This is a genomic window from Pseudooceanicola profundi (assembly GCF_050897955.1).
In the GTDB taxonomy this organism is placed as follows: domain Bacteria; phylum Pseudomonadota; class Alphaproteobacteria; order Rhodobacterales; family Rhodobacteraceae; genus Pseudooceanicola.
Map to the genome: position 1 here is coordinate 3177303 of NZ_JBPAXZ010000001.1, position 25872 is coordinate 3203174.

Sequence of the window (25872 nt, forward strand, 5' to 3'; positions counted from 1 at the left end):
GGGTGCCCTGGCAGATCACCCCGGCATGACAGGCGCAGCCAGCGCCAGTATGGCGTCGAGATCGAGGTGACGCCGAAGATGGGCGGCCAGCCCGTCCAGCGTGGCCTCGACACCATCCTCGAACTGCAACGAAGACCGGCCGCCAAGCCGCGCCAGATCATGCGCGCGGAACTGGTCGGAGCTGTAGAGCCCGTGCAGATAACAGCCCCGGACACGCCCATCCGCAGAGGCAGCCCCTTCGGCTTTGCCTCCGACATCTAGCCACGCCCGCGAACAGTCCGGCCCCGATGTCTGGCCAAGGTGGATCTCATACCCGTCGATCTTGGAGCCGGTCTCGTTATGAATGGCCTGCGTTCTGGTAACGCGTTTCTTCTGGTCCAGCCGGGTTGTCACATCAAGAAGCCCCAGGCCGTTACAGCTGCCGGCATCGCCTTCCAGCCCGTCCGGATCGCTGATGGTCCGGCCCAGCATCTGATACCCGCCGCAGAGGCCCAGCACATGCCCCCCGCGGCGGACATGTGCGATCAGGTCGATATCCCAGCCCTGCGCCCGGAAATGCCGCAAATCGGCAATGGTGGATTTTGACCCGGGGATCAGGACCAGATCTGCATCGCCGGGCAGGGGCCGGCCCGCTTCGACCAGGACCAGTTCCACGCCCGGCTCGGCCTGCAACGGATCAAGATCGTCGAAATTGGCAATCCGGTTCAGCTGCGGCACCGCAACCTTAACCCCCTGTCCGCGCGCTTTGCCCGCACGGCCGAGGTCCATCACATCCTCTGCCGGAAGCCGCCAGGCATCCTGAAACCACGGCACCAGCCCCAGCCGCTGCCAGCCCGTATGCTCCGCAATATACGCCATCCCGTCCTCGAACAGAGACGGGTCGCCCCGGAAGCGGTTGACGATAAAGCCATGGATGCGCGCCCTGTCCGCGTCCGACAGAACCGCGCGGGTCCCGACAAGCTGTGCGATAACGCCGCCGCGGTCGATATCGCCAACCAGTATGACCGGCACATCGGCAGAGGTGGCAAAACCCATGTTCGCCAGATCGTTCTCCCGCAGGTTCACCTCTGCCGGACTGCCGGCCCCTTCGATCAGGATCAGATCCGCCTGCGCGCTCAGCCGGTGGAAACTGTCCAGAATGGCCGCCCGCATCTCGGGCCGGGCCCGGGCAAATTCCTTGGCGCCCAGGCTTCCCTGGCGTTTGCCCTGCAGGATGATCTGCGCGCCCGTGTCGGTTTCCGGCTTCAGCAGCAACGGGTTCATGTCGCTGCGCGGCAGAACCCGCGCGGCCCTGGCCTGAAGCGCCTGCGCGCGTCCGATTTCCCCGCCATCTTCGGTGACCGCGGCATTATTCGACATGTTCTGCGGCTTGAAGGGCATCACGCGCAGACCCTGGTCGGCATAGGCGCGGGCAAGACCGGCCACCAGCATCGACTTGCCGACATTGGACCCGGTGCCCTGTATCATGATCGCCCTTGCGGCCATGGTATCCTTCCTTGCGATCCCGCCGTCAGAGCATAAAAAAACGCGCCCGGAAAGGCGCGTTTTTTTGCAATTCAGAGGGGCCGCGACTCAGGCGGCGTCCGCTGCTTCAGCCGCATGACGGCGTTCGCTTTCTTCGCGCGACAGGGCAACCGACGTACGGACCCCACGGCCAACGAAATCCATCAGCCCATTGACGACCCGTTCATTGGGGTCGATCCCTGCGCAGGACAGAACTTCACGGCCATCGCGTGACCGGGCCCAACGAGCGATCTGCTCCGGACCATTTCCATATTTTTTGTCATCGGCAATGGCATCATCCAACGCAGCGAGGACAACAGCCGCAAAAAGTTTGCGCGAGCGGTTGCCCTGTTCGTTGTTAAATGCCGTACCGTCAACGAAATCTTTCATGTTTCGACCTTTTGTTATTGCTCTTTCGGTAAGGGCGTGCCGCCGTTTATGGCGAAATTGAGACGATTCGGGGCGGCAACTTCAGCAACCCTGTTATGCGTTCAGTGCATGCCTGCCGAACTCCGCGCAAAGGCTCCGCTCCCTTGCCAGGAAACGGAGGTCCAGATATAGGACCGGCCTGAAAAGGATCAACTCCGATAGGCGGAAATCAGCATGCCCAAGATCAATGGCAACGAAATTCGGCCCGGCAATGTGCTGGAGCATAACGGCGGGCTCTGGGCCGCTGTAAAGGTCGACCACGTCAAGCCCGGCAAGGGCGGGGCCTTTGCCCAGGTCGAGATGAAGAACCTTCGCAACGGCTCCAAGCTGAACGAACGGTTCCGGTCCGCCGACAAGGTGGAGCGTGTGCGTCTTGAGCAGAAGGACATGCAGTTCCTGTTCGAATCTGATGGCATTCTGACCTTCATGGACACCGAAACTTACGATCAGGTTGAGCTGCCCGCCGATATCCTCGGTGAACGCCGCCCCTTCCTGCAGGACGGCATGACCATCCTTGTCGAATTCCACGAGGCTGAGGCGCTGAACGCCACCCTGCCGCAGAAAGTGACCTGCAAGATCGTGGAGACGGAGCCGGTCGTCAAAGGTCAGACCGCCGCCAACAGCTTCAAGCCCGCGACGCTGGACAACGGCATCAAGGTCATGGTGCCCCCCTTCGTCGGTCAGGACGAGGACATCATCGTCAATACCGAGACGATGGAATATTCGGAACGCGCCTGATCCTTCTCGGATCGGCAGTGGGGCCCCGCTGGAAGGCGGGGCTTTTTGTTTGTGAGGCGGGTCGATGAGGCCTCCGTTCGCCGCACCTAATTAGAACTTGGTCGGCGGTTTGCGAGAAGGGCAGCGGACGTCCGCGGGTGGCTGCGAAGCGGCCGCCCAGGGGGGGCGGTCGGCCGCTGCCCGGGCTGACGCCCGGGCGGGTCTTCTGATCGGAGGAGGACGCCAAGCTTGGACGCAAGCTGCGCCTCGGATCTGGCGATGCGCGGCGGCCTGCGGCCTTGGTTCCGCGCGGTTATCCAGCCTACCCGAACGGAAAACTGTCCAGCCGTTCGTAGCCGCTCTCCGTGATCAGCACCTGCGTCTCCAGCTTGATGCTTTCAGAGCCCTCTTCCGCCATCAGGCTCTCGATGCAGATGACCATGCCGGGCTCCAGCACCCCGTCCATGGCGCCGGGCCCGAAATCCGGATGCAGCGGGATCACCGGCCATTCATCCGCCATGCCCACCCCATGTGCCGCCAGCGAATAGCGGTAGGGCACATGCGCCTCGGGTATCTGCCAGCTCATCGCGTTGAATTCCGCGAAACTGCGGCCGGGTTTCAGCAGGTCGAGGTTGTGATGGATCTGCTCCAGCGCCGTGTCATAGAGCCGGTGCTGCACCTCTGTCATTGCCGTATAGCCGCAGGTCCAGGACCGCGAGAGATCCGCGCAATAGCCATAGGGCCCGATCAGATCGGTATCGAAGGAGATCATCTCGCCCAGCTGACAGACCCGCTCCGAACATTCCTGATACCAGGGGTTGGTGCGCGGCCCGCAGGTCAGCAGCTTCGTCTCCAGCCAGTCCCCGCCCGAGCGCGCATTTTCGAAATGCAGATGCGCCCAGAGCTCCTGTTCCGTCACGCCGGGCACCGAATGCTCGTAAATCCGCGCCATCCCGGCCTCGCAGACCCGGATTGTCCAGCGCATCAGCTCGATCTCATCGGCGGATTTGATCGACCGCGCGACCTCTGTCAGCTGAGACCCCTCGACATAGTCCAGCCCGCGCGCAGCCAGCGCCGCCACCCCGAAGCCATCCAGCCGGTCGCAGGCGATCCGCCGGTTGCCGCCGCCATATTCGCGCACCAGATCGGCGATCTCATCGGCCCAGTCATTTGCGGCCATGTCGACCTTGTTGCCCGACCCCATGAACATCCAGGTCTTGGCGATGCGCAGATCGTCAATGCCGGGCAGGCCCGCGCTCTGCTGCAGGCAGCCCTTGAATTCGAACATGATCGCAGGCCCGCCCGCGAGGATCAGCGCGTAGCGCATCGGGTTGTGCAGGGTCCAGACCTGCATGTTCGAACAGTCGAAGGCATAACGGATGTTGCACGGGTCGTAGAGCAGCAGCGCCGCGCAATCCATCCGGTCCAGCGCCGCCCGGAACCGGCCAAGGCGATAGGCCCGGGCCCGGTCCAGCACATCGGCGGCGATGGGGCTCTTCAACGGCCGGTCAGCGCCTTCGGCATTCAGATAGGTCAGCTTGCGGTCGTCTTTGAACAGCGTGTCGAGCGTCATGCAGCACGTCCGTAAAAGCCCAAGCGTTCCTCTTCGGTGAAGAGCACGCCGCGTTTCTCATAATAGGAAAAGACCGCGATGATCCGATCGCGCGATCCTTCGGCCGGCGTCACCCGATGCGCGGTATTCTTGCCCCGGAAGACATTGAGCGTGCCGGGCTCCACCGACATCTGCACAGGCTGGCGGCGCCCCTCCAGCAGATCGGCCACGCCAGGGTAATTCGGATCGTCCTCGCTGCGCAGATCCTGGTCGTATTCAAAGACCCCGCCGCCCTCCGGCGCCTGAAGCAACAGGGTGGTGGTGAATTCCGACCGGTCGAAATGCCAGTTGAGCGCCTGACCCGCGCCGTAGCTCATGACATTCACCCGGGCCAGCGGGTCTTCCATCACATGGAGCTCAGGCTTGTCCATGACGGCGGCCAGGAACTGTGCGAAAGGGGCCCATTCGTACAGCGTCATCACCGCATCCTGCCCCATCTGGTCTGCGCAGATCGTCCGGTTCGAGGTTTCGAATTCTCGCAGGGCAGGGTGGCCGGGCTCCAGCCCCTCGATGGTCTTGCGGAAATAGATATTGTGCCGCCGCTGATGCACAAAGGCCTTCTCCGCCAGCAGCGGGACCAGCTCTGCCACGCTGGCCTCCCGTGCCGCATCCCGCATGAAGCCCGGCAGGTTGAAGAGCCCGTCCCGCGCCAGCTTCGCCCGGCAGTCCTGCACCAGCGCCGTCCAGTCGGCGCTGCCGGGGCGGTCCAGCGGGTAACGGTCGAGGTCGATAATATCCTGCATGGCACTCTCCTTCATCTGTCGGGAACAGGATGAGCGGCAGGTCCCTATGCAACAATAGGGAATCTAATTATGCTCCATTAGTAAAACTTACGGACAAGCCATGACGCCTCAGGCCCCCCTCAATGCCCTGCGCGCCTTCGAGGCAGCCGTGCGCACCGGCTCTTTCACCAATGCGGCGCGGGAGCTGGGCGTCAGCTCCGCCGCCGTGTCCCAGCAGGTCAAGCTGCTGGAGGATTTCTGGAGCGAGACGCTCTTTATCCGGCAGGGCAACCGGCTGGCCCTGACCGATGCCGGCCAGACCGCCTATCCGCAGGTGGCCGAGGCCATGACCAGCCTGCAGACCCTCTCTCAACGCATGCAGCGGACCGAGAGGCAGCGCCGCCGCCTGACGCTCAGCGCCCCGCAATCGGTGGCAGAGACCTGGCTGGCCCCGCGTCTGGCCACGCTCGACATGCAGGCGATGAAACGGCAGCTCGACATTCGGGTGGACAATGACCCGGTCGATCTGGTGCGGGACCGGATCGACATGCGGATCTTCTATGGCCATGACCTCTATGGCGATTACCGGATCGACACGCTGTTCTCCGACCGGCTGGTGGCCGTGGCAGCCCCCGGTTTCACGGCCCGCCATGGCGCAGAGCTCTCTGCGATCGATGAGGCCTTCTTTATCCATACCGACTGGGGGCGCGGGTTTTCCTCCTATCCCAACTGGAACCTCGTGCTGGCCGACAGGATCGTGGATCGGGGCGCCGGGCTGCAGGTCGAAACCAGCAGCCTCTCGCTGTCCTTCGCACGGCAGGGTTTCGGCGTTGCGCTGGCCCCGGCGCGCATGGCCGACGAAGACCTCAGGACCGGCCATCTAGTCGAGCTGCCGATGCCGGAGGTGCGGATGCCCAGCGATTACCTCGTCGCCTATCCCAAACGCCTGGCCTCCGACCCGCTGGTCCGGTCTCTTGTCCGGGCGCTCAGCGCCTGAATGGATCAGACCCCGAGACTGTCCAGCAGACGTTCCACCATAGCGCGGTAGCTGGCCCCGAACAGCCGCAGGTGAACCAAAGCGGGCCAGAGCTGGTAGACCGGTCGCCGGTCCTGCCAGCCCGGCTCCAGCGGTCCGTAACCTTCGTCGAAGGCCTGGCCTGCCCGACCAAAGAGATGCAGCATGGCAAGATCGACCTCGCCATGGCCGTAGGCACAGGCCGGATCGATGAAATGCACTGTCCTTTCCGGCCCGAAAATCAGATTGCCCTGCCAGAGATCGCCATGCAGCAGCGATGCCGGGGGCGTATCGGGGATCAGCCCGGGCAGCTTAGGCTGCAGGGCTTCGATCCTTGCCGCGATATCGCGGGGCAGGGCAGACAGCTTGGCCGCAAGCCGCGTTTCATACCAGTAATCGACCCACCCGGCGTAGAACCCTCCGGCGACCAGAACCTTTCCCAGCCAGTAGTCTTCTTCCCAGCCATAGGCAGAACCGCGCACGTCATGCAGGCGCCGCAGGGTCTGCCCGGCCAGGGACCAATGCTGATCCGATGCGTGACTGTCGGGCAGAAATTCCAGCACCAGCCCCTTGCCCTGTACCGCCAGAACCTCCGGCACGGGAATGCCCGCCTGTGCCAGCGTGCGAAGCATGCGGGCCTCTATCTCGACATTGGGCCCGGTCTTGAGCGCAACCACCCGCCCGTCAGCCAGATCGAGCCGGTCAATCGTGGACAGATCACCGCCATGCAGGGGCTGACGCTGCATGACCGGCGATCCAAGCTGTGAAAGAACCCGGTCGGGACACATGGCGGCCCGACCTAGACGCGATCGGTGGGATAGAGCCGCGCGCTTCCCGCCGCCATCTCATCCGTCATCCGGTCGAACCGCAGAAAGGCCAGAGCCCGGCCAGCGGCCTGGGTGAAGAGCGTGCCGACGGATTTCCCGCCCGCCTCGATATCCGCCCCGACCGGAGCGGCGCCCTCGATGCCCAGCACCCTGATCCCTTTGCGCAGTTCTGTCTTGTGTTTCATCCGCGCCGTGACCTCCTGGCCGACATAGCACCCCTTGCGGAAATCCACGCCGTTCAGCCTTTCGAAACCCGCTTCGAGGATATAGGTCTCGGGCCCCAGCTCTATCCCGCTTTGGGGGATGCCATGCGTCACGCGAAGGGCATCCCAGTCGGTGCCATCGTCGCCGCCCTCTGCTCCGTAAAGCCGCCAGCCAAGCGCCGGATCGCGGGGATCGCTCACCGCGCCCTCCGGGGCAGGGCCGGTGCCGCGCCGCACCTGCAGGTCTGTCATCTCCAGGCTGACATCGGCGCGCAGCTTGTACATTTTCAACCGCTGCAGCAGGGCAGGCGCCCATTCTGCCGCGACGTCCAGCAAGATGGCCTCGCCCGCCGGATCCGGCAGCAGGATAAAATCCGCCACCAATTTGCCCTGAGGTGTCAGCAGCGCTGCATAGACCGCCCCTGCAGACAGCTTGCCGATATCGTTGGTCACAAGGTTCTGCAGGAAATCGACCCGGTCCGGCCCGCCAATCCGCAGGATACTGCGCTGATCCGGCATCTGGGTCTTGGTGCTTGTCATGGCGTCTGTCTTTCCGAATGGCTAGAAACGCGGACATAGCTGTTCTCCCGCTGACTTCAACAGGATCCCATGCGCGCGCCGATCTCGATCATCATACCGACCCTGAACGCGGGTCAAGCCCTTCCCGGCTGCGCTGCAGCGTTAATGACAGGTTTGGAAAACGGGTTAATCCGAGAGCTCATCGTGACCGACGGCGGGTCGACCGACGATACGCTGCGCATTGCCGGCAGTCTTGGCGCTTCGGTTGTGACCGGCCCGGCCTCCCGCGGGGGGCAGTTGCGCCGCGGGGCAGAGGCCGCGGCGGGCGACTGGCTGCTGTTTCTGCACGCAGATACGCAGCTTTCGGCGGACTGGCCGGAGGCCGTCCGGACCCACATGAACGACACCGCCGGCCCGGCATGTTTCCGTCTGGGCTTCGACAGGGGTGGGCTGATGTCGCGGATGACCTCCGGCTGGGCCAATCTCCGGACCCGCCTGTTTGGCCTGCCCTATGGCGATCAGGCCTTGCTGATCAGCGCGGATGACTACAGCGCGATCGGAGGGCATCCGGATATTCCGGTGATGGAGGATGTGGCCCTGGCCCGCCGGCTCTCCCGGATCGCTCTGCTGCCTGTCACCGCCCGAACAAGCGCTGCCAGATACGTCGCGGAAGGCTGGCTGAACCGGGGTGCGCGAAATCTCTGGCTTCTGCTTCGCTTCCTGGCCGGGGCCGACCCAGAGCAGCTTGCGCAAGACTATCGGCGGTCTCGCCATCCGTCTTGAACTGCAGTGCATGCAGACGGGCATAGATGCCGCCATGTGCCAGCAGCTCCTCATGCGTGCCCTGATCGACGGCCAGTCCCTTGTCCATGACAACGATCCGGTCCGCCTGGCGCACCGTTGACAGCCGGTGCGCGATGACCAGGACGGTCCGCCCCTTGGCCAGCCGGTCCAGCGCCTTCTGCACCACCGTTTCCGATTCCGCATCCAGCGCAGAGGTCGCTTCGTCCAGAAGCAGGATCGGGGTGTCGCGCAACAACGCCCGGGCAATCGCCACCCGCTGCCGCTGACCGCCGGACAGGTTCGACCCGCGTGGCCCCACCGGACTGTCCAGCCCCTGCGGCAGCTTGGGCAGGAAATCCGTCACATGTGCCGCGTCCAGCGCGGCTTTGAGCTGCGCCTCGGACACATCTTTCCGGCCAAAGAGGATGTTTTCCCGGAGCGTTTCGTCAAACAGGGCGGCGTCCTGCGACACCACGGACACAAGCCCCCGCAGCTCTGCCAGCGCCATGTCCTGCACCCGCACGCCGCCAATGCGCACCACGCCGGACTGAGGGTCGACAAGCCGTGTCAGAAGATTGAAAACGGTGGATTTTCCGGCACCGGACGCGCCGACAAGCGCCGTCGTCTGGCCCGCTTTTGCGGTCAGCGTCAGCCCCGGCAGAACCTCCGTCTCGCCATAGCGCAGATGCACATCGGTCAGGGCAATGTCGGGCACACCCTGCGGCGCAGGCTTGGGATCGGAGGGCGACAGGATGGTCGGCCGCGCCTCCATCAGGTCGCGCACGCGTTCGATCGCGGCGGCCGCCACCTGCCAGAGCCCGGACACCGTGCCCAGCCGCCGCAGCGGTTCAAAGGCAAAACCGATGGCCGTGAAAAACGACATGAACTGACCGACCGTCTTTTCGCCCGCGATGATCTCTCCGCCGCCGAAGATCAGCACCCCGAGAAACCCGACACCCGCCATCGCGTCGATCAGGCCGGGTATCGCGGCGGAGCCGGTGGTCGCGCGGACCTCGGCCCGCACCAGCTCTGCGGTCAGCGCGCCGTAGCGGTCGCTCTGATATTGCTCAAGCCGGTTCAGTTTGACCGGCACGATACCGTGGAAAACCTCATCCAGCCGCGTCGCCAGGCTGGCGCCCAGATCGCGCGCTTCCCGCGCGCGGCGGCGGACAAAGCGCTGCACAACCAGCGACGGCAGCACAAGCACAGGCGCGCCGATCAGCGCGATCAGGGTCCAGCGCCAGTCGACGGAAATGGCGACGCCCATCAGGATGACCAGCGCCACCGCATCGCGTCCGGCCCCGGTCAGCACCGCATTCCACACGTTGTTGATGGCCGAAACATCGCCCTGAATCCGCTGGATCAGAAACCCCGGAGGATGGGTCTGATGAAACACGCCATCCTGCCGCATCAGCCGGGCCAGCAGATCGGTCCGGATATCCGCCGATGTTGCCTGAGAAATCCGCGCCAGAAGCACCTTCTGCGCAACAGACGCGAAGGCACGACCAAGGAAAATCGCAAGGATCGCCATGCCGACCCAGCCAAGCGCACCGCTGTTGCCCTGGATGAAAACCTGGTCGAACATCGGCTTCATCATCCAGGACAGGGCGCCCAGCATCGCCCCCTCGACCGACATGAAGAACAGGGCGGCCAGCATCCACCAGAGATGTTTGTGCAGATAGCCGCGCCACAGCCAGGCCATCAGCCCGCGCCCCGCGTCCGAAAGCGCCTCGGGCGGGGTGTGTTCCGCTTCGCTCATGCGCGGCCCCGCGAGCGGTCAAAGGCCTGCTGAAGCGCCACATGGTCGTATTCCTGCCGGATCCAGTCCTCGAACCCGATTCCCGTTTCCGACTGGCGCGCGGCATATTGCGCCAGCACGAAATCCAGCACGCCGGTCTTGGTATGCTTCAGGTGGATGTATTTCAGACCCAGCATCTTGCGCGCCTCGGCCACCGGCCGCCCTTCGATCACCATCAGATAGATGGCAGAGGCAAAGCCCGCCCGGTCCGCACCGGATTTGCAATGCAGCACAAAGGGTTTTTCGATCGTCCGAAAGGCATCGATGACCCCGAGGATCTCATCCCGGCTGGCCGTCTTGCGGGCGTGCAGATTGCGGCTGACCAATGTCAGGCCAAGCGCCTCACAGGTCTCTTTTTCTGCGAAATAATGCGCATTTGGGCCTGACCCGCGCAGGTTCAGCACAGACCGGATGCCCATCCGCTTCATTTTCTCAAACCGCGCCCGGGTCGGGTGGTTGGACCGGTAAACGCCGTCCGCAATGGGAAAGAAATTGGTCCAGACGCCACGAAGGATCTCGTGATCGAACCACAGATTGTAGATCCGCGCCCGCCGCCGGTTCTCCGGGGTCGACAGATCCACATTGTAGCTGTCCCGGAATTTCCGTTCCCAGTCCTGAATACGTTTGATCAGTGACATGCCACCTCGGCGGTTGCGCCGGGCGCTCCGGCCCGCCCCATTTAGGCGAGCGAGGGTGTTCACGCAAGCGACCGTACCCGGGGCCGGACCGATGGGCCTAACTGTGATCGGTTCGACGCACGCTCTCTGGCCATGATGTGCGCAGGCGAACCATTTTCGCCCCGGCCCGGAGCGCGGCCCGCATTGACCCTGCCGTTCCTGCGGCTAACAGTGTCGCGACACATTTTCCCGCAGGTGCCAGATGACCCTAGCCGCAGGCCGCCCCTATCTCGCCATTCCCGGACCCTCCGTCATGCCCGACCGGGTGCTGCAGGCCATGCATGTGGCCGCGCCCAATATCTACGAGGGCGACCTGGTCACCATGGTGCAGGGCATGATCCCGGACCTCAAACGCGTGGCCCGGACCGATGGCAAGGTCGCGATCTACATCGCCAACGGCCACGGCGCCTGGGAGGCCTCGCTGTCCAATATCGCGCAGCCCGGCGACAAGGTGCTGGTCTGCGTGACCGGCCGGTTCGGCCATGGCTGGGCCGATATGGCCGACGGTCTGGGCCTCGACGTCACCAAGATCGACTTCGGCATGAAGGAGGGGATCGACCCCGGCAAGCTGGAAGAGGCGCTGAAGGCCGATACCAGGCATGAATACAAAGCCGTCCTGTTTTCCCACGTCGACACGGCCACCTCGCTGCGCAACGATCCGCGCCTGCTGCGGGCCGCGATGGATGCCGCTGGTCACCCGGCGCTGCTGATGGCCGATTGCATCGCCTCGCTCGCCTGTGACGAAATCCAGATGGACGCCTGGGGCGTCGATATTGTGGTAGCGGGGTCGCAGAAGGGGCTGATGGTGCCGCCGGGCCTGTCCTTCGTCTTTGTCAGCCCCAAGGCCGAGGAGGTGCGCCGCGCCCTCCCGCGCGTCTCCCGCTACTGGGACTGGACGCCGCGCCTTGACCCGGAATTCTTCTACCAGTTCTTCGGCGGCACTGCGCCGACGCATCACCTCTTTGGCCTGCGTGCCTCGCTCGACATGCTGCATGATGAGGGGATGGAGCAGGTCTGGGCCCGTCACGCCACGCTGGCCCGTGCCATCTGGGCCGCCTGCGAGGCCTGGGGCAGCGACAATGGCGCCCTGCGGATGAACGTCTCTGACCGCGGCAAGCGGAGCCATGCGGTGACGGCTCTGGGGCTGGGTGAACGCAATGGCGCGGCCCTGCGTCAGTGGGTGGCCGAAAAGGCGGGCGTCACGCTGGGCCTAGGCCTGGGGATGGAGACGCCGGAATTCCCTCGCGGCGAAGGCTTCTTCCGCATCGGCCACATGGGGCACCTGAACGCCCATATGGTGCTGGGCATGCTCGGCACGCTGGAGGCGGGCATGCAGGCGATCGGCGTGCATATCGGCCCCGACGCCCTGTCTGCCGCGGCGAAAGTTGTGTCAGAGGCCTAACGGCGCAGCCACGCGATCCCGTAGTTCACGACCCATCCGGCCGCAAACACGGCCGGCAGGCCGTAGAGGGCCCAGATCACGCCGAGGATCCACAGCAGGTTGATGAAGGCCATCACCAATACCGTGGTCGTGTAATCGGGAAGGGGCTGGTGGTCTTGGGTTGGCTCAAAGGGCCGGGTAGGGGTGCGCATGTCGCCTCGGTCGTCGTCTGGCCTCCCTGATTGCAAGGTAGCGCGGACGACGGCGGGATCACGGGCAAAACGCAGTCAGCCGGTGCGAAACCGCCTCTGCATCTCTGCAATGCCTGCCAAAAAGGCGGATCAGGCCGGTGTGGTGACCTGCGCGCGCGCCTCCGCCACCGCCTCTGCCAGCACCGTCTCCAGCCGCCGCAGGTCATCGGGCTGACCGCAGGAGATGCGGATGCAGCGGTCCTGCGGCGCCACAAAGGGCATGCGCACGAAGATGCCGCGCCGCCCGAGCGCGCCGACCACCGCCCGCGCCAGATCGCCCGTGCCGCCGCAATCAACCGTCACGAAATTGGTGGCGGAGGGCAGGGCGCTCAGCCCGGCCTCGCCCGCGATGCGCATGATCTCGGCCCGCGCGGCCTCTACCTGCGCCGTCACCTGTGCGAGGTAGGGCTGATCCGCCAGCGCCGCCAGCGCGCCGATCTGCGCCGACCGGTTCATGCCGAAATGGTTGCGGATCTTCTCGAAGGCGCGGATTGTCTCGGCCGCGCCCATGGCATAGCCCACCCGCGCGCCCGCCATGCCGTAAGCCTTGGAAAAGGTGCGCATCCGCAGCACGCGCGGATCGTCATAGGGCAGGGGCAGCGCGGCATCTTCCGGCGCAAACTCGGCATAGGCCTCGTCGAGCAGCAAAAGCGTGCCCTCCGGCAGGCCATCCAAAGCGGCGGCGATCTCCGCCCCCGTCCAATAGCTGCCCATCGGATTGTCCGGATTGGCGAGGTAGACAAGCTTGGCATCGACCCGTGCTGCCTCCGCGATCAGCGCGGGCAGGTCTTCCCGGTCGTCGCGATAGGGCAGGGTCCGCAGATCGCCCCCAAAGCCTGCCACATGGTAGTTGAACGTCGGATAGGCCCCGGCAGAGGTCACGACGCGGTCGCCCGGCTCCACCAGCAGGCGCACGGTATAGCCCAGCAGCCCGTCGATGCCTTCGCCCACAACGATATTCTCGGGACAGACGCGGTGATGCAGGGCCAGCGCGTGCCGCAGGTCCCAGCTGGTCGCATCGCCATACTTCCAGATCTCCGCATCCGCCGCCCGCATCGCCTCCAGCGCGGCGGGGCTGGGCCCGAAGACATTCTCATTCGCGCCCAGACGGGCATCGAATGGCGCACCCCGGTCGCGTTCCATCGTTTCCGGGCCGATAAAGGGCACCGTGGCGGGCAGGCTCTGGGCCAGCTTGGTGAAACGGGGCGGCATGATCTCTCCTCCAAAGATTTTTGCCCTGTAAACCTCAGCGCCTTCCCGATCAAGCGGGATGAGACGCGCAACGTCAGGGCTGGTCTCTGCCGCAACGCAGAGGCAGACTGCCCTCCGACGGAGACCTGAGGGAGAGGACATATGGCCCGAGTAACCACCGAAATCCGCGATCATATCGCCCATGTCACGCTGACGCGCGGCGACAAGATGAACGCGGTCGACCCGGATATGGCCGAGGCCATCGTGGAGGCCGGCGAGGCGCTGATCGGAAATCCCGACATCCGCGCCGTGTTGCTCTCGGCTGAGGGGCGGGCGTTCTGTGCCGGTCTCGACCTTGCATCCTTTGGAAAACATGCCTCGGGCGGCGACCAGACCGACCGGATCGTGACCCGGACCCATGGCGCATCGAACCTGATGCAGCGCGTCGCGACCGTCTGGCGCGACGTGCCGGTGCCGGTGATTGCCGCCGTGCAGGGCGTGGCCTTTGGCGCGGGCTTCCAGCTGGCGCTTGGCGCCGACGTGCGCATCGCCGCACCGGGTACGAAATTCGCGGTGATGGAGGCCAAATGGGGCCTCGTACCGGACATGGGCGGCATGGTGCTGATGCCCCAGCTCATGCGGTCCGACGTGATCCGGCTGATGACCTACACCGCAGAGCCGGTGGCGGCGGAAAAGGGCCTCGACTGGGGGTTCGTGACCGAAATCGCCGAAGACCCCCATGCCCGCGCGCTGGAGATCGTGACCCTGATCGCAGAGAAATCGCCCAAGGGCACCCGTCTGGCCAAATCGCTGATCGCCGTCGCGGAAAGCGGCGTGTCGGAAGCGGAGGTGCTGATGGCCGAGTCGGTCGAACAGGCCAAGCTGATCGGCGGCGCCGAACAGAAGGAAATCGTCGCGGCGCATATGGCCGGGCGCAAGCCGGTCTTCTGATCCCCGACAGACAGGGAAAAACAGACAGGGTAAAAGGGCCCGCCGAAACCGGCGGGCCGCTTTACGTTAAGATGTCTGATCGGCCGGTCAGCTGGCGGCGCGGCTCTCCGGACGGAAGCTGATCCGGTCGGACACGGCGAACCGCCCCCCCTGCAGCCTGCGCAGCTTGCCCTCGCGCAGCAGCTGTCCAAAATGGCGCAGGCTGTCCTCGCGGGAGAAACTGTCGCCTTCGATCTGGCGGATCTTGTTCATCAGCTGGGGACGCGAGAACTGGTCGCGTTCCTCGACAAAGGCCATGTAGGAGGCCGCGGCTTCCAGCAGGTCAGGCAGGCTCGACGCTCCGACCCGTTCCGCGAATTCCTCAAAAGAGGCAGCGTTTGCCGCGGCCGCACGGGCGTGCTGCTCGGCGTGATGTTCCATATCCTCGGCATCGTGATGCCGCGGCGCGGGCGCCTCGGCCACCTCTTCCCGCTGGGCCAGGTCGGCGACCCGGATACGGCGCGGCTTTACCGTGCCGGCAGGGCTGCCACCCAGATCGACACGCTGCTCCGCGATCAGTTTCAGCGGCGCCGGGCGGTCCTCGTCGCGCCGGGTCATGCCGGGGGCGCCGCCGGGACGGCGCGGGCGCACGACCTGCGCAAGATCCTCGCGATAGGCATCCGCGCCTTCATCCGCACCCGATGTCAGGTCGGAGCCGGCCTGCTTTTCGGCCTGGGTCGCCGCGACGGCGGCCCGCAGATGTGCAATAGCGGTCCGGCGACGGGTGCTGTCGGTATCGCTCAGATGCTGATCGGTCTCGGCAAGGATACGGTCCATGTCATCGTCCGATCCGGCATCCAGAAGCCGCCGGCGACGTGCAACAACACGGTGCTGCGGGTCTTCTGCGGCATAGGCCGCGGCGACGGATTCCTCGCCATCCGTGTCATCCTCGTCATCATCGTCGTCGTCCAGATCGGCAAAGGCGTTCAGGAAGGATGCGTCTTCGCGATCTGCTTCCGCCTCATCCTCGTCATCCTCGATATCGCCCCGGCCCTGAGCGGCAGGGCGCGGCGCCAGATCGTCGTCGTCTTCCTCGTCCGCCTCATCGAATGCTTCGATATCGTCGAAGTCGTCCTGATCGTCCCACTCTTCCGCATCTTCGGCATCATCGAGGTCATCCATGGCCTCCAGATCGGCCATGTCTTCCGCGTCGTCCAAGGCGTCGAAATCGTCCGGTTTGTCCACGTCAGCGAGGCTGGAATCGCGGGCAATCTCCGCCTCCAGCGCCGAAAGTTCGCTCTGCAAGGCGGCCTCGTCTTCCGGGCTCAGGCTGGTGGCCCCGAGGTCGCGAGGCGCCTCCAGGTCAGCCTGATCGGAGAGGTCTTCTTCCAGAAGTTCGTTTTCAATCGCGGCGTCAAAGTCGCGGCGCTTGACCTTGAGGACACGTGCCACAGGCTTTTCCGCAGCTGGCGGGGCGACAGGCTCATCCTCGTCCTCCCAGCTTTCCCAGCCGGCGTCGGAGGCATCCGCCTCCTCAGCGTCCAACTCGGCAAACGCCGCGTCTTCGTCAACCTCGTAGGCGTCCTCGTCCCAGCCCTCTTCGGCGTCCTCTTCCGCTTCTGCGTCGCGCTCGGCGGCAAGCTCCAGCTCGGAGGCATCGGCGGCGGTAAACTCTGCCAGAGCCTCTGCCGTCCAGTCGCCTTCTGTTTGAGCGTCGGCTTCGATCGCATCTTCGTCGTCCGACGCATTCGCAATGGCCAGCTCCGCGCTCAGATCGATTTCGGCGTCATCCGCATCGTCATCGGCGTCGGCGTCCGCAAGGTCGAAACCGGCTTCGGGGGCGGCATCTGCCTCCGTCTCAGTCGCGTCGCCAAGGACACGGTCCTGCCAGGGCTCCGGCGCGGGGGCAATCGACGCTTCGGTGAACGCGTCATCGGCATCGGTCTCCGGTGCGAGCGCCCGGCGTGCGGTGCGCGCGTCAACAGCATGTTCGTCTTCGGTGAAGTCTGGCATGGGCGCGACCGGCGCCTTGGACACGACATCACGGATGCGTTGCAGTTTGGCCGCCACCGACGTGCTGTCGGGATGCGGGGCGGGGGATCCCTCCGGTTTCGGCGCCGGAGTTCTGACGGGCTGCGACACGCTCACGGCCCGGCCGGAGCCAACGCGCACGGCACGTCCGCCAACCTTGGCGCGCACGGTCGGGCGCGTCACGCGCGGCGCCGCGCTGCGAGCGTAAGGGGCCTCGGCAGGCGCTTCGTCCTCAGGAAGGGCTGCTGCCGTTTCAGCTGCATCAACCTCGGTGTCTTCGTCAGGCTCGGCCACAACCGTGCCCGCCTCTGCCAGCGGAACCGGGTCCATGGCGGGCTCGTCATCAGCATCAGCCACATCCGCCTCAGACGCAGCGGCTTCTTCCTGCACGTCCAGAGCCGCGACAGCCGCGTCGTCGTCATCAGCGACGTCCGCCTCGGGCGCGTCCACTGCGGCCTCCGCCTCCGCCACGTCGGGTGTCGCGGGCGGAACCGGCGCATCGGCAGGCTCTGCCGCGTCGGGCTGCACGTCGGCTGCCAGAGCGTCGAGGACGGTCTCGTCCTCAACCTCGTCTTCGGCGGTATCTGCCAGCGTCTCAGGGGCCTGAGACTTGGGGGCCTGCGCATCGCTTGTGCGGGTCACGGCCAGCGCAGGTCGCGCCGCTGCCATATCTGCCCTGTCGTCGGTGCGCAGGACGATGCCGTCGTCGCCACTGCGGGCTTCGACCCGCCGGGCAGAGGCACGACTGGCAAGCCGGGCCAGCAGTTCAGGATCGGGCTGCGGCGGCTCTGCTCCAAAAAAGCGGTCATCAGCAGCGAGGTCGCGGAAATACTCCGCAATCGCCTTCATCGTGGTGAAGGCATCGTCGAATCCCTCCAGCGTGCACGAAAACGTGCCGTAGGACACGGTTAGAATTTTGTTTGACTCTGCCACGTTACATCTCGCTTTTTGTCTCTTGCCGATGTGGTGGGACTGCTCTTTATCCACCTCTTGGCGTCAGACCTTGCGACCTAACACGTCCGAATCTAAGGAACGGTTCGTCTCATTTTGTGACAATTTCATGGTTACTGTCCACTTTGGCCTGCGAATGTAAACAATGACCCGCTTCCGATCCGCCCCCGTTCCCGACCCCGATGCGCCGCTTGTAGAGAGCGGCGGCCCGGTGCTTCTGGCCGGGGGCGCGATCTCGGAACAGAACCTTACGGTGCTGCGCGATCTGTCCCGCCTGCTGGGGCCGGGCACGCCGCTGGTTGCAGCCGATGGCGGCGCCGGGCTGGCCCTTTCGGCCGGATTGCATCCCGATATCGTGATCGGTGATCTCGACAGCCTGACGGACGAGCATCGTGCCCAACTGGCCCCGGACAGGCTGCACCACATCTCGGAACAGGAAACGACGGATTTCGACAAGGCGCTGCGCCGGATCGCGGCGCCGGTGGTGCTGGGGGCCGGATTTCACGGCGCCCGCGTCGACCATCAGCTGGCGGCCTTTACCGTGCTGGCGCGTCATCCCGACCGCCCCTGTATCCTTGTCGGCCCGGAGGATATCGCCTGTCTCTGCCCGCCGCAGCTGGATCAGGCGGTGACGCCGGGTGACTGGGTGTCGCTCTTCCCGCTGGCAGAGGTCACCGGCCGGTCTGTGGGGCTCGAATGGCCAATCGACGGGCTGAGCTTCCGCCCGGATGACCGCGTCGGCACTTCCAACCGGGCCTGCGCCGACCGCATAGAGCTGCGGATCGACCGCCCGGCGATGCTGCTCATACAGCCGCGCCGGGCCCTCCGGCCGTTGCTGTCAGCACTGCTGACGCCCGCCGCGCAATGGCCCGCTCGCGCAGGATGACATACATCCCGGCGGACATTGTGACCAGAATACCAAGTGCGGCGAGCCCGTTGGGCAGGTCGTGGAAGATCATCCAGCCGAAGATCGCGGCAATCGGAATTTCCAGGTATTGCATCGGGGCCAGCGTGGCCGAGGGCGCATAGCGCAAGGACCAGGTCATCAACAGGTGGCCGAAGGACCCGAGCACGCCAAGCGTCAGATACAGCGTGATTGCTTGCGGGGGCACGGCCACCAGCATGAGGGCATCGGCCCCCAGCGGATATCCCAACAGGGCGAAGGGCAACAGGATCGCCACGGCCATCACACCGCTGACACCCTGCATTCCGATCGGATCGACATCCTTGGCGATCTTGCGTGTCACCAGCATGAAAAACGCAAAGGCAAAGGCCACGCCGACCGGCAGCAGCGCAGGCCATCCAACGGCGGCAAAGCTGGGCTGGATCACCATCAGCGTACCCCCAAATCCCACCGCGCAGGCCGCGAGCCTGCGCCAGCCGATTTCCTCATCCAGCAGCAGCCAGCCCAGCAGCAACATGATGAAGGGCAGGACAAAGGCAATCGCAACGGTTTCCGCCAGCGGCAGGAACTGAAGTGCCAGGAACATCAGGCCTGACCCGGTTACGTGAATGATGCTCCTCAGAAAAACCAGCCATGTGACACGCCGCGACATCCGCATCGGGCGCCCGAGCACCCAGGCGAGTGGCACAAGAAAAACCGCCTGCATGACAAAACGCAGCAGCAGAAGCTGAAAGACTGTTTGGCCGTAATCCGGTCCGCCCAGCACTTTGGCCGTGGCATCGCCGAGCGGTGCCACACAGCAAAAGGCCAGCATCAGCATGATGCCCAATAGGGGGCGGTCGTCCTGCATCGGGTCGTCTCCGTCAAACAGCGGCAGAGCGAACAGGGGATCACAGCGCCCGTGTCGCGGCAATCCCGCCCGGCCGCACAGGCGCTTCTGCGGGCCTGTCTGCCGTGCCTCAGCAGTTGGGCACGTTGACCGCGAGCCCGCCCAGCGAGGTCTCTTTATACTTCTCGTGCATGTCCCGCCCGGTCTGGCGCATCGTCTCGATCGCCGCATCCAGCGGCACGAAATGCGTCCCGTCCCCGCGCAGCGCCAGTGACGCGGCGCTGACTGCTTTGATCGCGCCCAGCGAATTCCGCTCGATGCAGGGCACCTGCACAAGGCCCTTCACCGGGTCGCAGGTCATGCCCAGATGATGCTCCAGCGCGATCTCGGCGGCATTTTCCACCTGTTCCGGCGTCCCGCCCATCACCGCGCAGAGCCCGGCCGCCGCCATGGCCGCCGCCGATCCGACCTCCGCCTGACAGCCCGCCTCCGCCCCGGAGATCGAGGCGTTGAATTTCACCAGACCGCCGATGGCTGCCGCCGTCAGCAGGAAATCCGGCACCCGCGTTTCGGTCGCGCCGGGCACATGGTCCAGCCAGTAGCGGATGACCGCAGGAATAACACCGGCCGCGCCATTGGTGGGCGCGGTCACGACCTGACCTCCGGCGGCGTTTTCCTCGTTCACCGCCATGGCATAGGTGCCGATCCAGTCGTTCACCACATGCGGCGCTGTCAGGTTCTGGCCCCGCTCTGCCTGCAGCTGCCGCAGGATCGCGGGCGCGCGCCGTTTCACGTTCAGGCCGCCCGGCAGGATGCCATCCGTGGCCAGCCCCCGGTCCATGCAATCCTTCATCACCTGCCAGATGCGGAAGGTGCCGTTGCGCAGCTGGCCGGTGCCCCGCGCCGCCTCGTTCTGCGATTTCATCTGCGCGACGGTCAGGCCGGAGGCCTTCGCCATCTCCAGCATCTCGGCCGCGGTCTTAAAGGGGAAGGGCACCGGCGCGCCTTCATCCTCGGCCTTGCCGGCCTCCAGCTCCTCCGCTGTCAGGACAAACCCGCCACCAATGGAATAATAGGTGACCGACAGGATCACGTCGCCCTGCGCATCCAGCGCCTCGATCACCATGCCATTGGCATGGCCGGGCAGGGGGCCGTCATAGTTAAACCGCAGATCCGTCTGCGGATCGAATGCCATGGGCGCGAGGCCCACCGGCGCCACCGTCTTGCCCCCGGCGATCGACAGGAGCGTCGCCTCCGCTGCATCCGCGTCGAATGTGTCGGGCAGGAACCCGGCGAGGCCCAGGATCACCGCCCGGTCCGTCGCATGCCCCCGCCCGGTAAACGCCAGTGAGCCGTAAAGCGTCGCGCGCAGCCCCTTGGCCGTGAAGGGCGCCGCCCGCAGCGTATCAAGGAACCGGCCCGCCGCCACCATCGGCCCCATCGTGTGCGAGGAGGACGGGCCGACGCCCACTTTGAAGACATCGAATACGGACAGGAACATAGGCGCCTCGCGTCTGGAGAATGTCCTCACATTCACCATTTCCGCGCCGACAACCCAACCGGAAACGACGCCGCCGCTTCCGGAAACGCCGCCGCGGCCTTCATCTTTCGAATAATATGCGGAAATCAGCGCCTGCCTGGCCATTCGCGCGCAACCCTGGGGTGGGTCATGCGCGCGGCCCTGCCTATCGGCGTGGCAGGCCCCGACAGAAACCCGGTTGCGCTGTCTCGGCCCGCAATTGCCTCTCGCATGATCGCATTCCTCCGCCTATAAGCCCCGCAAGCTGCCGAGGAGTTCGCCGATGCCCGCCGACCTTTCCCCCATCGACAAGGCAAAGTTCGTCGCCGCCAAACGCTCTGTCGATTTTGTCGAGGACGGGATGCGCGTGGGGCTCGGCACCGGATCGACCGCCGCCTGGATGGTGCGCTGCCTGGGCGAGCTGGTCCGCGAGGACGGGTTGAAGATCAAGGGCATCCCGACCTCGACCCGCACCGCCCAGCTGGCGCGGGAAGTGGGGATCGACGTCATCTCTCTCGACGAGGCGAAATGGCTCGATCTGACCATCGACGGGGCGGATGAATTCGATGCCGACCTGAACCTGATTAAGGGCGGGGGCGGCGCGCTGTTGCAGGAGAAAATCGTGGCGACGGCCTCCGACCAGATGGTCGTGATTGCCGATATCGGCAAATCCGTTGAACATCTGGGCGCCTTTCCCCTGCCGGTGGAGGTCATTCCCTTTGGCTGGCAGACGACCCAGGCGCTGGTGGAGGAGATGCTGATTTCCATGGATGTTCTGGGCCGGAACTCCACCCTGCGGATGAACGGCGCCCGGCCCTTTGTGACGGACGAGGGCAATTACATCCTCGATCTGCACCTGAACCGCGTGGGAGAGCCGCGCCAGATGGCCATGGTGCTGAACCAGATGCCCGGCGTGGTCGAGAACGGGCTCTTCATCGACATTTGCGACAGCGTGGTCATCGGCTATGGCGATGGCCGGGTCGAGGTGCGCGACATCAATTCCGGCACGGTAGAGGAAAGCCGTCTGGATTTCCTTGAAGACGACAATCTCTTCTCCGATCTGAGCGAGTAACCGGCCCGACCGGTTCGCCACGGGGGCGCTGCCCCCGCGCGCCAAAGCAGGCTTTGCCGCGTCCCCCGGAGTATTTCGGGAAAGATGAAAGGGCGGGGCGGCGCTTGTACTGGTCATCCGGGCACCCATGTGGGATAGACGGGCGGAAGATACGGAGTGTGCCGGCATGAGCGAATTTGACTATGATCTCTTTGTGATAGGGGGCGGCTCCGGCGGGGTACGCGCGGCGCGTGTTGCGGCGGGCGAGGCGGGTGCGAAAGTCGCCATCACCGAAGAGAGCCGCTATGGCGGCACCTGTGTCATCCGCGGCTGTGTGCCCAAGAAGCTGATGGTCTTTGCCAGCGGATTTGGCGGGATGGTCGAGGATGCGCGGTCCTATGGCTGGGAACTGGGCGATGCCTCCTTCAACTGGTCCGCCTTCCGGCCCAAGCTGGAGGCGGAGCTGGACCGGCTGGAGGGCGTCTACCAGCGGCTGCTCGACGGCTCCAACGTCGACCGGTTCGACCAGCGCGCCAAGATCGCCGATGCCCATACTGTGGAGCTGGCCGACGGCACCCGCAAGACGGCCAAGCATATCCTTGTGGCCACCGGCGGTCGTCCCACCCTGCCGAAGATCGAGAATGCCGAGCTGGGCATTGTCTCAGACGACATCTTCCATCTGAAGAGCCTGCCGCGGAACATCCTGATTGTCGGCGGTGGCTATATCGGCTGCGAATTCGCCGGAGTGCTGAACGGCATGGGCACCAAGGTGACCATGTATCACCGCGGCGCCCAGATCCTGCGCGGTTTTGACGACGAGGCGCGCGGGCTGGTGTCGGAAGAGATGCGCAGCGCGGGCATCGACCTGCATTGCGGCACCAATATCCTTGAGATGAAGAAGGTGGAGGACGGCATCTGGGTCAAGGCCACCAACGGCGACGAGAAGGTGTTTGAGACAGTGCTCTTTGCCACCGGCCGCGCCCCCAACACCCATGACATGGGGCTGGAAGAGGTCGGCGTGAAACTGGGCCGCGCGGGCGAGATCCTCGTCGATGACTATTCCCAGACCGATGTGCCTTCGATCTACGCCATCGGCGATGTGACCGACCGGGCCAACCTGACCCCCGTGGCGATCCGCGAGGGCATGGCTTTTGTCGAGACGGTCTTCAAGGGCAATCTGACCAAGCCCGATCACGAGCTGATCCCGACCGCGATCTTCACCCAGCCCGAATTTGGCACAGTCGGCATGACAGAGCTGGAGGCCGAGGAGACCGGCCCGATCGAGGTCTACACCACCTCCTTCAAGCCGATGCGCCAAGCCTTCGCCGGGCGCAGCGACCGGGTGCTGATGAAGCTCATCGTGTCCAAGGCCGACCGCCGCGTTCTGGGTTGCCATATCGTCGCCCCCGAGGCCGGAGAGATGATCCAGCTGGCGGGCATCGCGCTGAAGATGGGCGCAACGAAAGAGGATTTCGACCGGACCGTGGCGGTGCACCCGACCATGTCCGAAGAGATCGTGACGATGCGCAAACCGACCCGCGAAACTTGATTTTAACTATGGAATGCCCAGTTTGGGCATAAGCCGGGCACACCGGAAAAAGACGTAAGGTTGCAGGAAAGGACCGACATGGCTGGAAATTCGGGCGGCCCCTGGGGGGGCGGCGGCAATTCCGGCGGCGGGCGGCAGGAGCCGCCTTCCGGAGGAGGGGGAGGCGGGCGCAGGCCCGGCGGGGACAAGCCGCAGATCCCGGACATCGACGATCTGATGCGCAAGGGGCAGGACCAGCTGCGTGTGCTCATGGGCGGGCGCGGCAATGGCGGCGGCACAACCGGTGGCGGCACTGGTGGCGGCGGTCCCAAGCTGACGCGCGGATCGGTCGTGATCGGCCTTATTATCGTCGTCGCGCTCTGGCTGGCGGCCAGCTTCTATACGGTCCGACCGGAAGAACGCTCGGTGGAGCTCTTCTTCGGGCGCTATTCCTCGACCGGCGATCCGGGCCTGAACTTTGCCCCCTGGCCCTTCATCACGGCAGAAGTCATCCCCGTCACCCGCGAACAGACCGAAGATATCGGTGTCGGCGGGCGCGGCACTGACGCCGGGCTGATGCTGACGGGCGACGAAAATATTGTCGATATCGATTTCCAGGTGGTCTGGAACATCAATGATCCGGCTATGTTCCTGTTCAACCTGCGCGACCCGCGCATGACGATCCGGGCCGTGTCCGAGTCGGCCATGCGGGAGATTATCGCCCAGTCCGAACTGGCACCGATCCTCAACCGGGATCGCGGCGCCATTGCCGGCCGTCTGCGCGACATGATCCAGTCGACGCTCGACAGCTATGACAGCGGCATGAACGTGGTGCGTGTGAACTTTGACAAGGCCGACCCGCCGCAGCAGGTCATCGACGCCTTCCGCGAAGTTCAGGCGGCAGAGCAGGAGCGCGAGCGTCTGACCAATCAGGCCGACGCCTATGCCAACCGGGTTCTCGCAGGCGCCCGCGGTGAAGCCGCGCAGGTGCTGGAAGAGGCCGAAGGCTACCGTGCCCAGACCGTCAACGAGGCCGAAGGTGAGGCGAGCCGCTTTACCGCCGTTCTTGGCGAATATCGGAAGGCGCCCGAAGTGACCCGCAAACGTCTCTATCTGGAAACGATGGAAGAGGTGCTGGGCCGCGTCGACAAGATCATCCTCGATGAACAGTCGGGGCAGGGCGTTGTGCCTTACCTGCCGCTCAATGAGCTGAACCGCTCCGCGCCGCCGCGCAACTCTCAGACCGGGGGGAACTGATCATGAAACGATCTGGAATTCTGATCGCTATTCTTGTTGTTCTCGGCTTTCTCGGGCTGAGCTCCATCTTCACGGTGGATGAGCGGGAACGCGCACTGGTGCTTCAGTTCGGCCGCGTGGTCGATGTGAAGAGCGAGCCGGGCCTCGCCTTCAAAGTGCCGCTGATCCAGGAGGTCGTGCGCTATGACGACCGTATCCTCAGCCGCGACATCGACCCGCTGGAAGTCACGCCGCTGGACGACCGCCGTCTGGTCGTCGACGCCTTCGCGCGCTACCGCATCTCTGATGTGCGGCAGTTCCGCCAGGCCGTCGGCGCAGGCGGGGTCACGGCAGCTGAGACGCGGCTGGATTCGATCCTGCGGTCCCAGACGCGGGAGATCCTGGGCTCCGTCGCCTCCAACGACATCCTGTCGACGGATCGTGCGGCGCTGATGCAGCGGATCCGCAACGGCGCGGTGAACGAGGCCTCGAATCTGGGGCTGGAGATCATCGACGTGCGGCTGAAACGCACCGACCTGCCGACGGAGAACCTCGACGCAACTTTCGCCCGGATGCGGGCGGAGCGGGAGCGGGAGGCCGCAGACGAGGTCGCGCGCGGTAACGAGGCCGCGCAGCGCATCCGCGCCCAGGCCGACCGGACCCAGGTCGAAATCGTGTCCGACGCCAAGCGTCAGGCAGAGATCGTCCGTGGTCAGGCCGATGCCCGCCGAAACGCGGTCTTTGCCGAAGCCTTTGGGGCCGATCCGAAGTTCTTTGACTTCTACCGCTCGCTGTCGGCTTATGAGAAGGCGCTGCAGAACGGCAACTCCACCATGGTGATCAACCCCGACAGTGAATTCTTCACCTATCTGAAGAGCACGGGGCAGGCCGCTGAAATGATTGAAGAAGCCGAAGCAGAAGTCACCGAAGCGCCGACCCCGGAGGAAGAGGCAGCCGCCCCGGCCCCCGCAGAGGACAGCCAGACCACCCCGGCGAGCGAATGATCGCCACGGCGTTTCTGGCCCTCGGGCTTGTACTGATTATCGAGGGGCTGGCCTACGGGCTGGCCCCTTCGCTTGTCGAACGCCTGCTGGAGGCCCTGCGGGAACTGTCAGAGGAACAGCGGCGCCTGCTTGGCCTGACCGCGATTGCCATCGGGGTGATACTCGTCTGGGTCGCGAAACTTCTGGGCGCGTGAATCCGCTCATTTGTAACAATCCTTTCACGACCACTTGTCCGCGCGCGATTGCCTTTGAGTTGCGAAA

Annotated in this window: 23 protein-coding genes and 1 pseudogene; 11 read left to right on the forward strand and 13 right to left on the reverse strand. The window is 64.9% G+C overall.

What is annotated here, in order from left to right; genetic code table 11:
* Positions 1-15 precede the first annotated feature (15 nt).
* Positions 16-1485 (reverse strand): cobyric acid synthase, encoded by a 1470-nt coding sequence (locus ACRARG_RS16040; RefSeq protein ID WP_432691016.1) that lies wholly within the window; start codon positions 1483-1485, stop codon positions 16-18.
* Positions 1486-1572: 87 nt separating this feature from the next.
* The gene (locus tag ACRARG_RS16045; protein WP_432691017.1) at positions 1573-1893 is read right to left on the reverse strand and encodes a DUF6280 family protein; all 321 of its coding nucleotides are present in this window, start codon (positions 1891-1893) and stop codon (positions 1573-1575) included.
* A 213-nt stretch (positions 1894-2106) separates the two neighbouring features.
* Between ACRARG_RS16045 and efp the strand changes: the two genes are divergently transcribed.
* Complete coding sequence (gene efp, locus ACRARG_RS16050; RefSeq protein WP_432691018.1) at positions 2107-2670, forward strand: elongation factor P; 564 nt, start codon at positions 2107-2109, stop codon at positions 2668-2670.
* Positions 2671-2971: 301 nt separating this feature from the next.
* Here efp and ACRARG_RS16055 read toward each other — a convergent pair whose 3' ends face one another.
* Positions 2972-4222 carry a M24 family metallopeptidase gene (locus ACRARG_RS16055; RefSeq protein WP_432691019.1) on the reverse strand — a complete coding sequence of 417 codons (1251 nt, stop codon included), beginning with the start codon at positions 4220-4222 and terminating at the stop codon, positions 2972-2974.
* On the reverse strand, positions 4219-5004 hold the full coding sequence (locus tag ACRARG_RS16060; RefSeq protein ID WP_432691020.1) for a HalD/BesD family halogenase: 786 nt from the start codon (positions 5002-5004) through the stop codon (positions 4219-4221). The genes ACRARG_RS16055 and ACRARG_RS16060 overlap by 4 nt, the downstream gene beginning before the upstream one ends.
* Before the next feature lie 100 nt (positions 5005-5104).
* On the opposite strand from ACRARG_RS16060, the gene ACRARG_RS16065 reads away from it, so the two are divergent.
* Entirely contained in the window at positions 5105-5980 is an 876-nt protein-coding gene (locus tag ACRARG_RS16065; RefSeq protein ID WP_432691021.1) for a LysR substrate-binding domain-containing protein, read from the forward strand.
* A 5-nt stretch (positions 5981-5985) separates the two neighbouring features.
* Here ACRARG_RS16065 and ACRARG_RS16070 read toward each other — a convergent pair whose 3' ends face one another.
* Both ACRARG_RS16070 and ygfZ read right to left on the reverse strand, forming a co-directional pair.
* A complete protein-coding gene (locus ACRARG_RS16070) occupies positions 5986-6744 on the reverse strand; it encodes a fructosamine kinase family protein (RefSeq protein ID WP_432691022.1) in 759 nt (252 codons plus the stop codon).
* A gap of 53 nt (positions 6745-6797) precedes the next feature.
* Positions 6798-7568, reverse strand: a complete 771-nt coding sequence (ygfZ, locus tag ACRARG_RS16075; RefSeq protein ID WP_432691023.1) for a CAF17-like 4Fe-4S cluster assembly/insertion protein YgfZ — start codon at positions 7566-7568, stop codon at positions 6798-6800.
* 69 nt (positions 7569-7637) lie between these two features.
* Here ygfZ and ACRARG_RS16080 point away from each other — a divergent pair.
* Positions 7638-8246: pseudogene (locus ACRARG_RS16080) on the forward strand (TIGR04283 family arsenosugar biosynthesis glycosyltransferase); the annotation flags it as partial.
* Here the strand turns inward: ACRARG_RS16080 and ACRARG_RS16085 are convergent.
* Positions 8182-10089 carry an ABC transporter ATP-binding protein gene (locus tag ACRARG_RS16085; RefSeq protein ID WP_432691024.1) on the reverse strand — a complete coding sequence of 636 codons (1908 nt, stop codon included), beginning with the start codon at positions 10087-10089 and terminating at the stop codon, positions 8182-8184. The pseudogene ACRARG_RS16080 and the gene ACRARG_RS16085 overlap by 65 nt on opposite strands.
* The gene (locus tag ACRARG_RS16090; protein ID WP_432691025.1) at positions 10086-10766 is read right to left on the reverse strand and encodes a phosphatase domain-containing protein; all 681 of its coding nucleotides are present in this window, start codon (positions 10764-10766) and stop codon (positions 10086-10088) included. The genes ACRARG_RS16085 and ACRARG_RS16090 overlap by 4 nt, the downstream gene beginning before the upstream one ends.
* A 241-nt stretch (positions 10767-11007) precedes the next feature.
* Between ACRARG_RS16090 and ACRARG_RS16095 the strand changes: the two genes are divergently transcribed.
* Positions 11008-12207, forward strand: a complete 1200-nt coding sequence (locus ACRARG_RS16095) for a pyridoxal-phosphate-dependent aminotransferase family protein (RefSeq protein ID WP_432691026.1) — start codon at positions 11008-11010, stop codon at positions 12205-12207.
* Here the strand turns inward: ACRARG_RS16095 and ACRARG_RS16100 are convergent.
* Both ACRARG_RS16100 and ACRARG_RS16105 read right to left on the reverse strand, forming a co-directional pair.
* A complete protein-coding gene (locus ACRARG_RS16100) occupies positions 12204-12398 on the reverse strand; it encodes a hypothetical protein (RefSeq protein ID WP_432691027.1) in 195 nt (64 codons plus the stop codon). The two genes, ACRARG_RS16095 and ACRARG_RS16100, sit on opposite strands and share 4 nt — an antisense overlap.
* Before the next feature lie 129 nt (positions 12399-12527).
* On the reverse strand, positions 12528-13649 hold the full coding sequence (locus ACRARG_RS16105) for a pyridoxal phosphate-dependent aminotransferase (protein ID WP_432691028.1): 1122 nt from the start codon (positions 13647-13649) through the stop codon (positions 12528-12530).
* 141 nt (positions 13650-13790) lie between these two features.
* Here ACRARG_RS16105 and ACRARG_RS16110 point away from each other — a divergent pair, with 141 nt between their 5' ends.
* Complete coding sequence (locus ACRARG_RS16110) at positions 13791-14579, forward strand: crotonase/enoyl-CoA hydratase family protein (protein WP_432691029.1); 789 nt, start codon at positions 13791-13793, stop codon at positions 14577-14579.
* A gap of 87 nt (positions 14580-14666) precedes the next feature.
* Here ACRARG_RS16110 and ACRARG_RS16115 read toward each other — a convergent pair whose 3' ends face one another.
* Positions 14667-17522, reverse strand: coding sequence for a hypothetical protein (locus ACRARG_RS16115; protein WP_432691030.1), 2856 nt, complete (start codon positions 17520-17522; stop codon positions 14667-14669).
* A gap of 163 nt (positions 17523-17685) precedes the next feature.
* Between ACRARG_RS16115 and ACRARG_RS16120 the strand changes: the two genes are divergently transcribed.
* Positions 17686-18426 carry a thiamine diphosphokinase gene (locus ACRARG_RS16120; protein WP_432691031.1) on the forward strand — a complete coding sequence of 247 codons (741 nt, stop codon included), beginning with the start codon at positions 17686-17688 and terminating at the stop codon, positions 18424-18426.
* Here the strand turns inward: ACRARG_RS16120 and ACRARG_RS16125 are convergent.
* Together ACRARG_RS16125 and ACRARG_RS16130 are read right to left on the reverse strand one after the other, a co-directional pair.
* Entirely contained in the window at positions 18344-19294 is a 951-nt protein-coding gene (locus ACRARG_RS16125) for a DMT family transporter (RefSeq protein WP_432691032.1), read from the reverse strand. The two genes, ACRARG_RS16120 and ACRARG_RS16125, sit on opposite strands and share 83 nt — an antisense overlap.
* 109 nt (positions 19295-19403) lie before the next feature.
* Positions 19404-20774: an L-serine ammonia-lyase gene (locus tag ACRARG_RS16130; protein WP_432691033.1), complete on the reverse strand. Its 1371-nt coding sequence runs from the start codon at positions 20772-20774 to the stop codon at positions 19404-19406.
* A gap of 301 nt (positions 20775-21075) precedes the next feature.
* On the opposite strand from ACRARG_RS16130, the gene rpiA reads away from it, so the two are divergent.
* From rpiA to ACRARG_RS16155, 5 genes are all read left to right on the forward strand, one after another.
* Complete coding sequence (gene rpiA / locus ACRARG_RS16135) at positions 21076-21864, forward strand: ribose-5-phosphate isomerase RpiA (protein ID WP_432691034.1); 789 nt, start codon at positions 21076-21078, stop codon at positions 21862-21864.
* Positions 21865-22030: 166 nt separating this feature from the next.
* Positions 22031-23392, forward strand: coding sequence for a glutathione-disulfide reductase (gene gor, locus ACRARG_RS16140; protein ID WP_432691035.1), 1362 nt, complete (start codon positions 22031-22033; stop codon positions 23390-23392).
* Positions 23393-23470: 78 nt separating this feature from the next.
* Positions 23471-24628 carry an FtsH protease activity modulator HflK gene (hflK, locus tag ACRARG_RS16145; protein ID WP_432691036.1) on the forward strand — a complete coding sequence of 386 codons (1158 nt, stop codon included), beginning with the start codon at positions 23471-23473 and terminating at the stop codon, positions 24626-24628.
* Positions 24629-24630: 2 nt separating this feature from the next.
* Positions 24631-25611 carry a protease modulator HflC gene (hflC, locus tag ACRARG_RS16150; protein ID WP_432691037.1) on the forward strand — a complete coding sequence of 327 codons (981 nt, stop codon included), beginning with the start codon at positions 24631-24633 and terminating at the stop codon, positions 25609-25611.
* Positions 25608-25805 carry a DUF2065 domain-containing protein gene (locus tag ACRARG_RS16155; RefSeq protein WP_432691038.1) on the forward strand — a complete coding sequence of 66 codons (198 nt, stop codon included), beginning with the start codon at positions 25608-25610 and terminating at the stop codon, positions 25803-25805. The genes hflC and ACRARG_RS16155 overlap by 4 nt, the downstream gene beginning before the upstream one ends.
* Positions 25806-25872 lie beyond the last annotated feature (67 nt).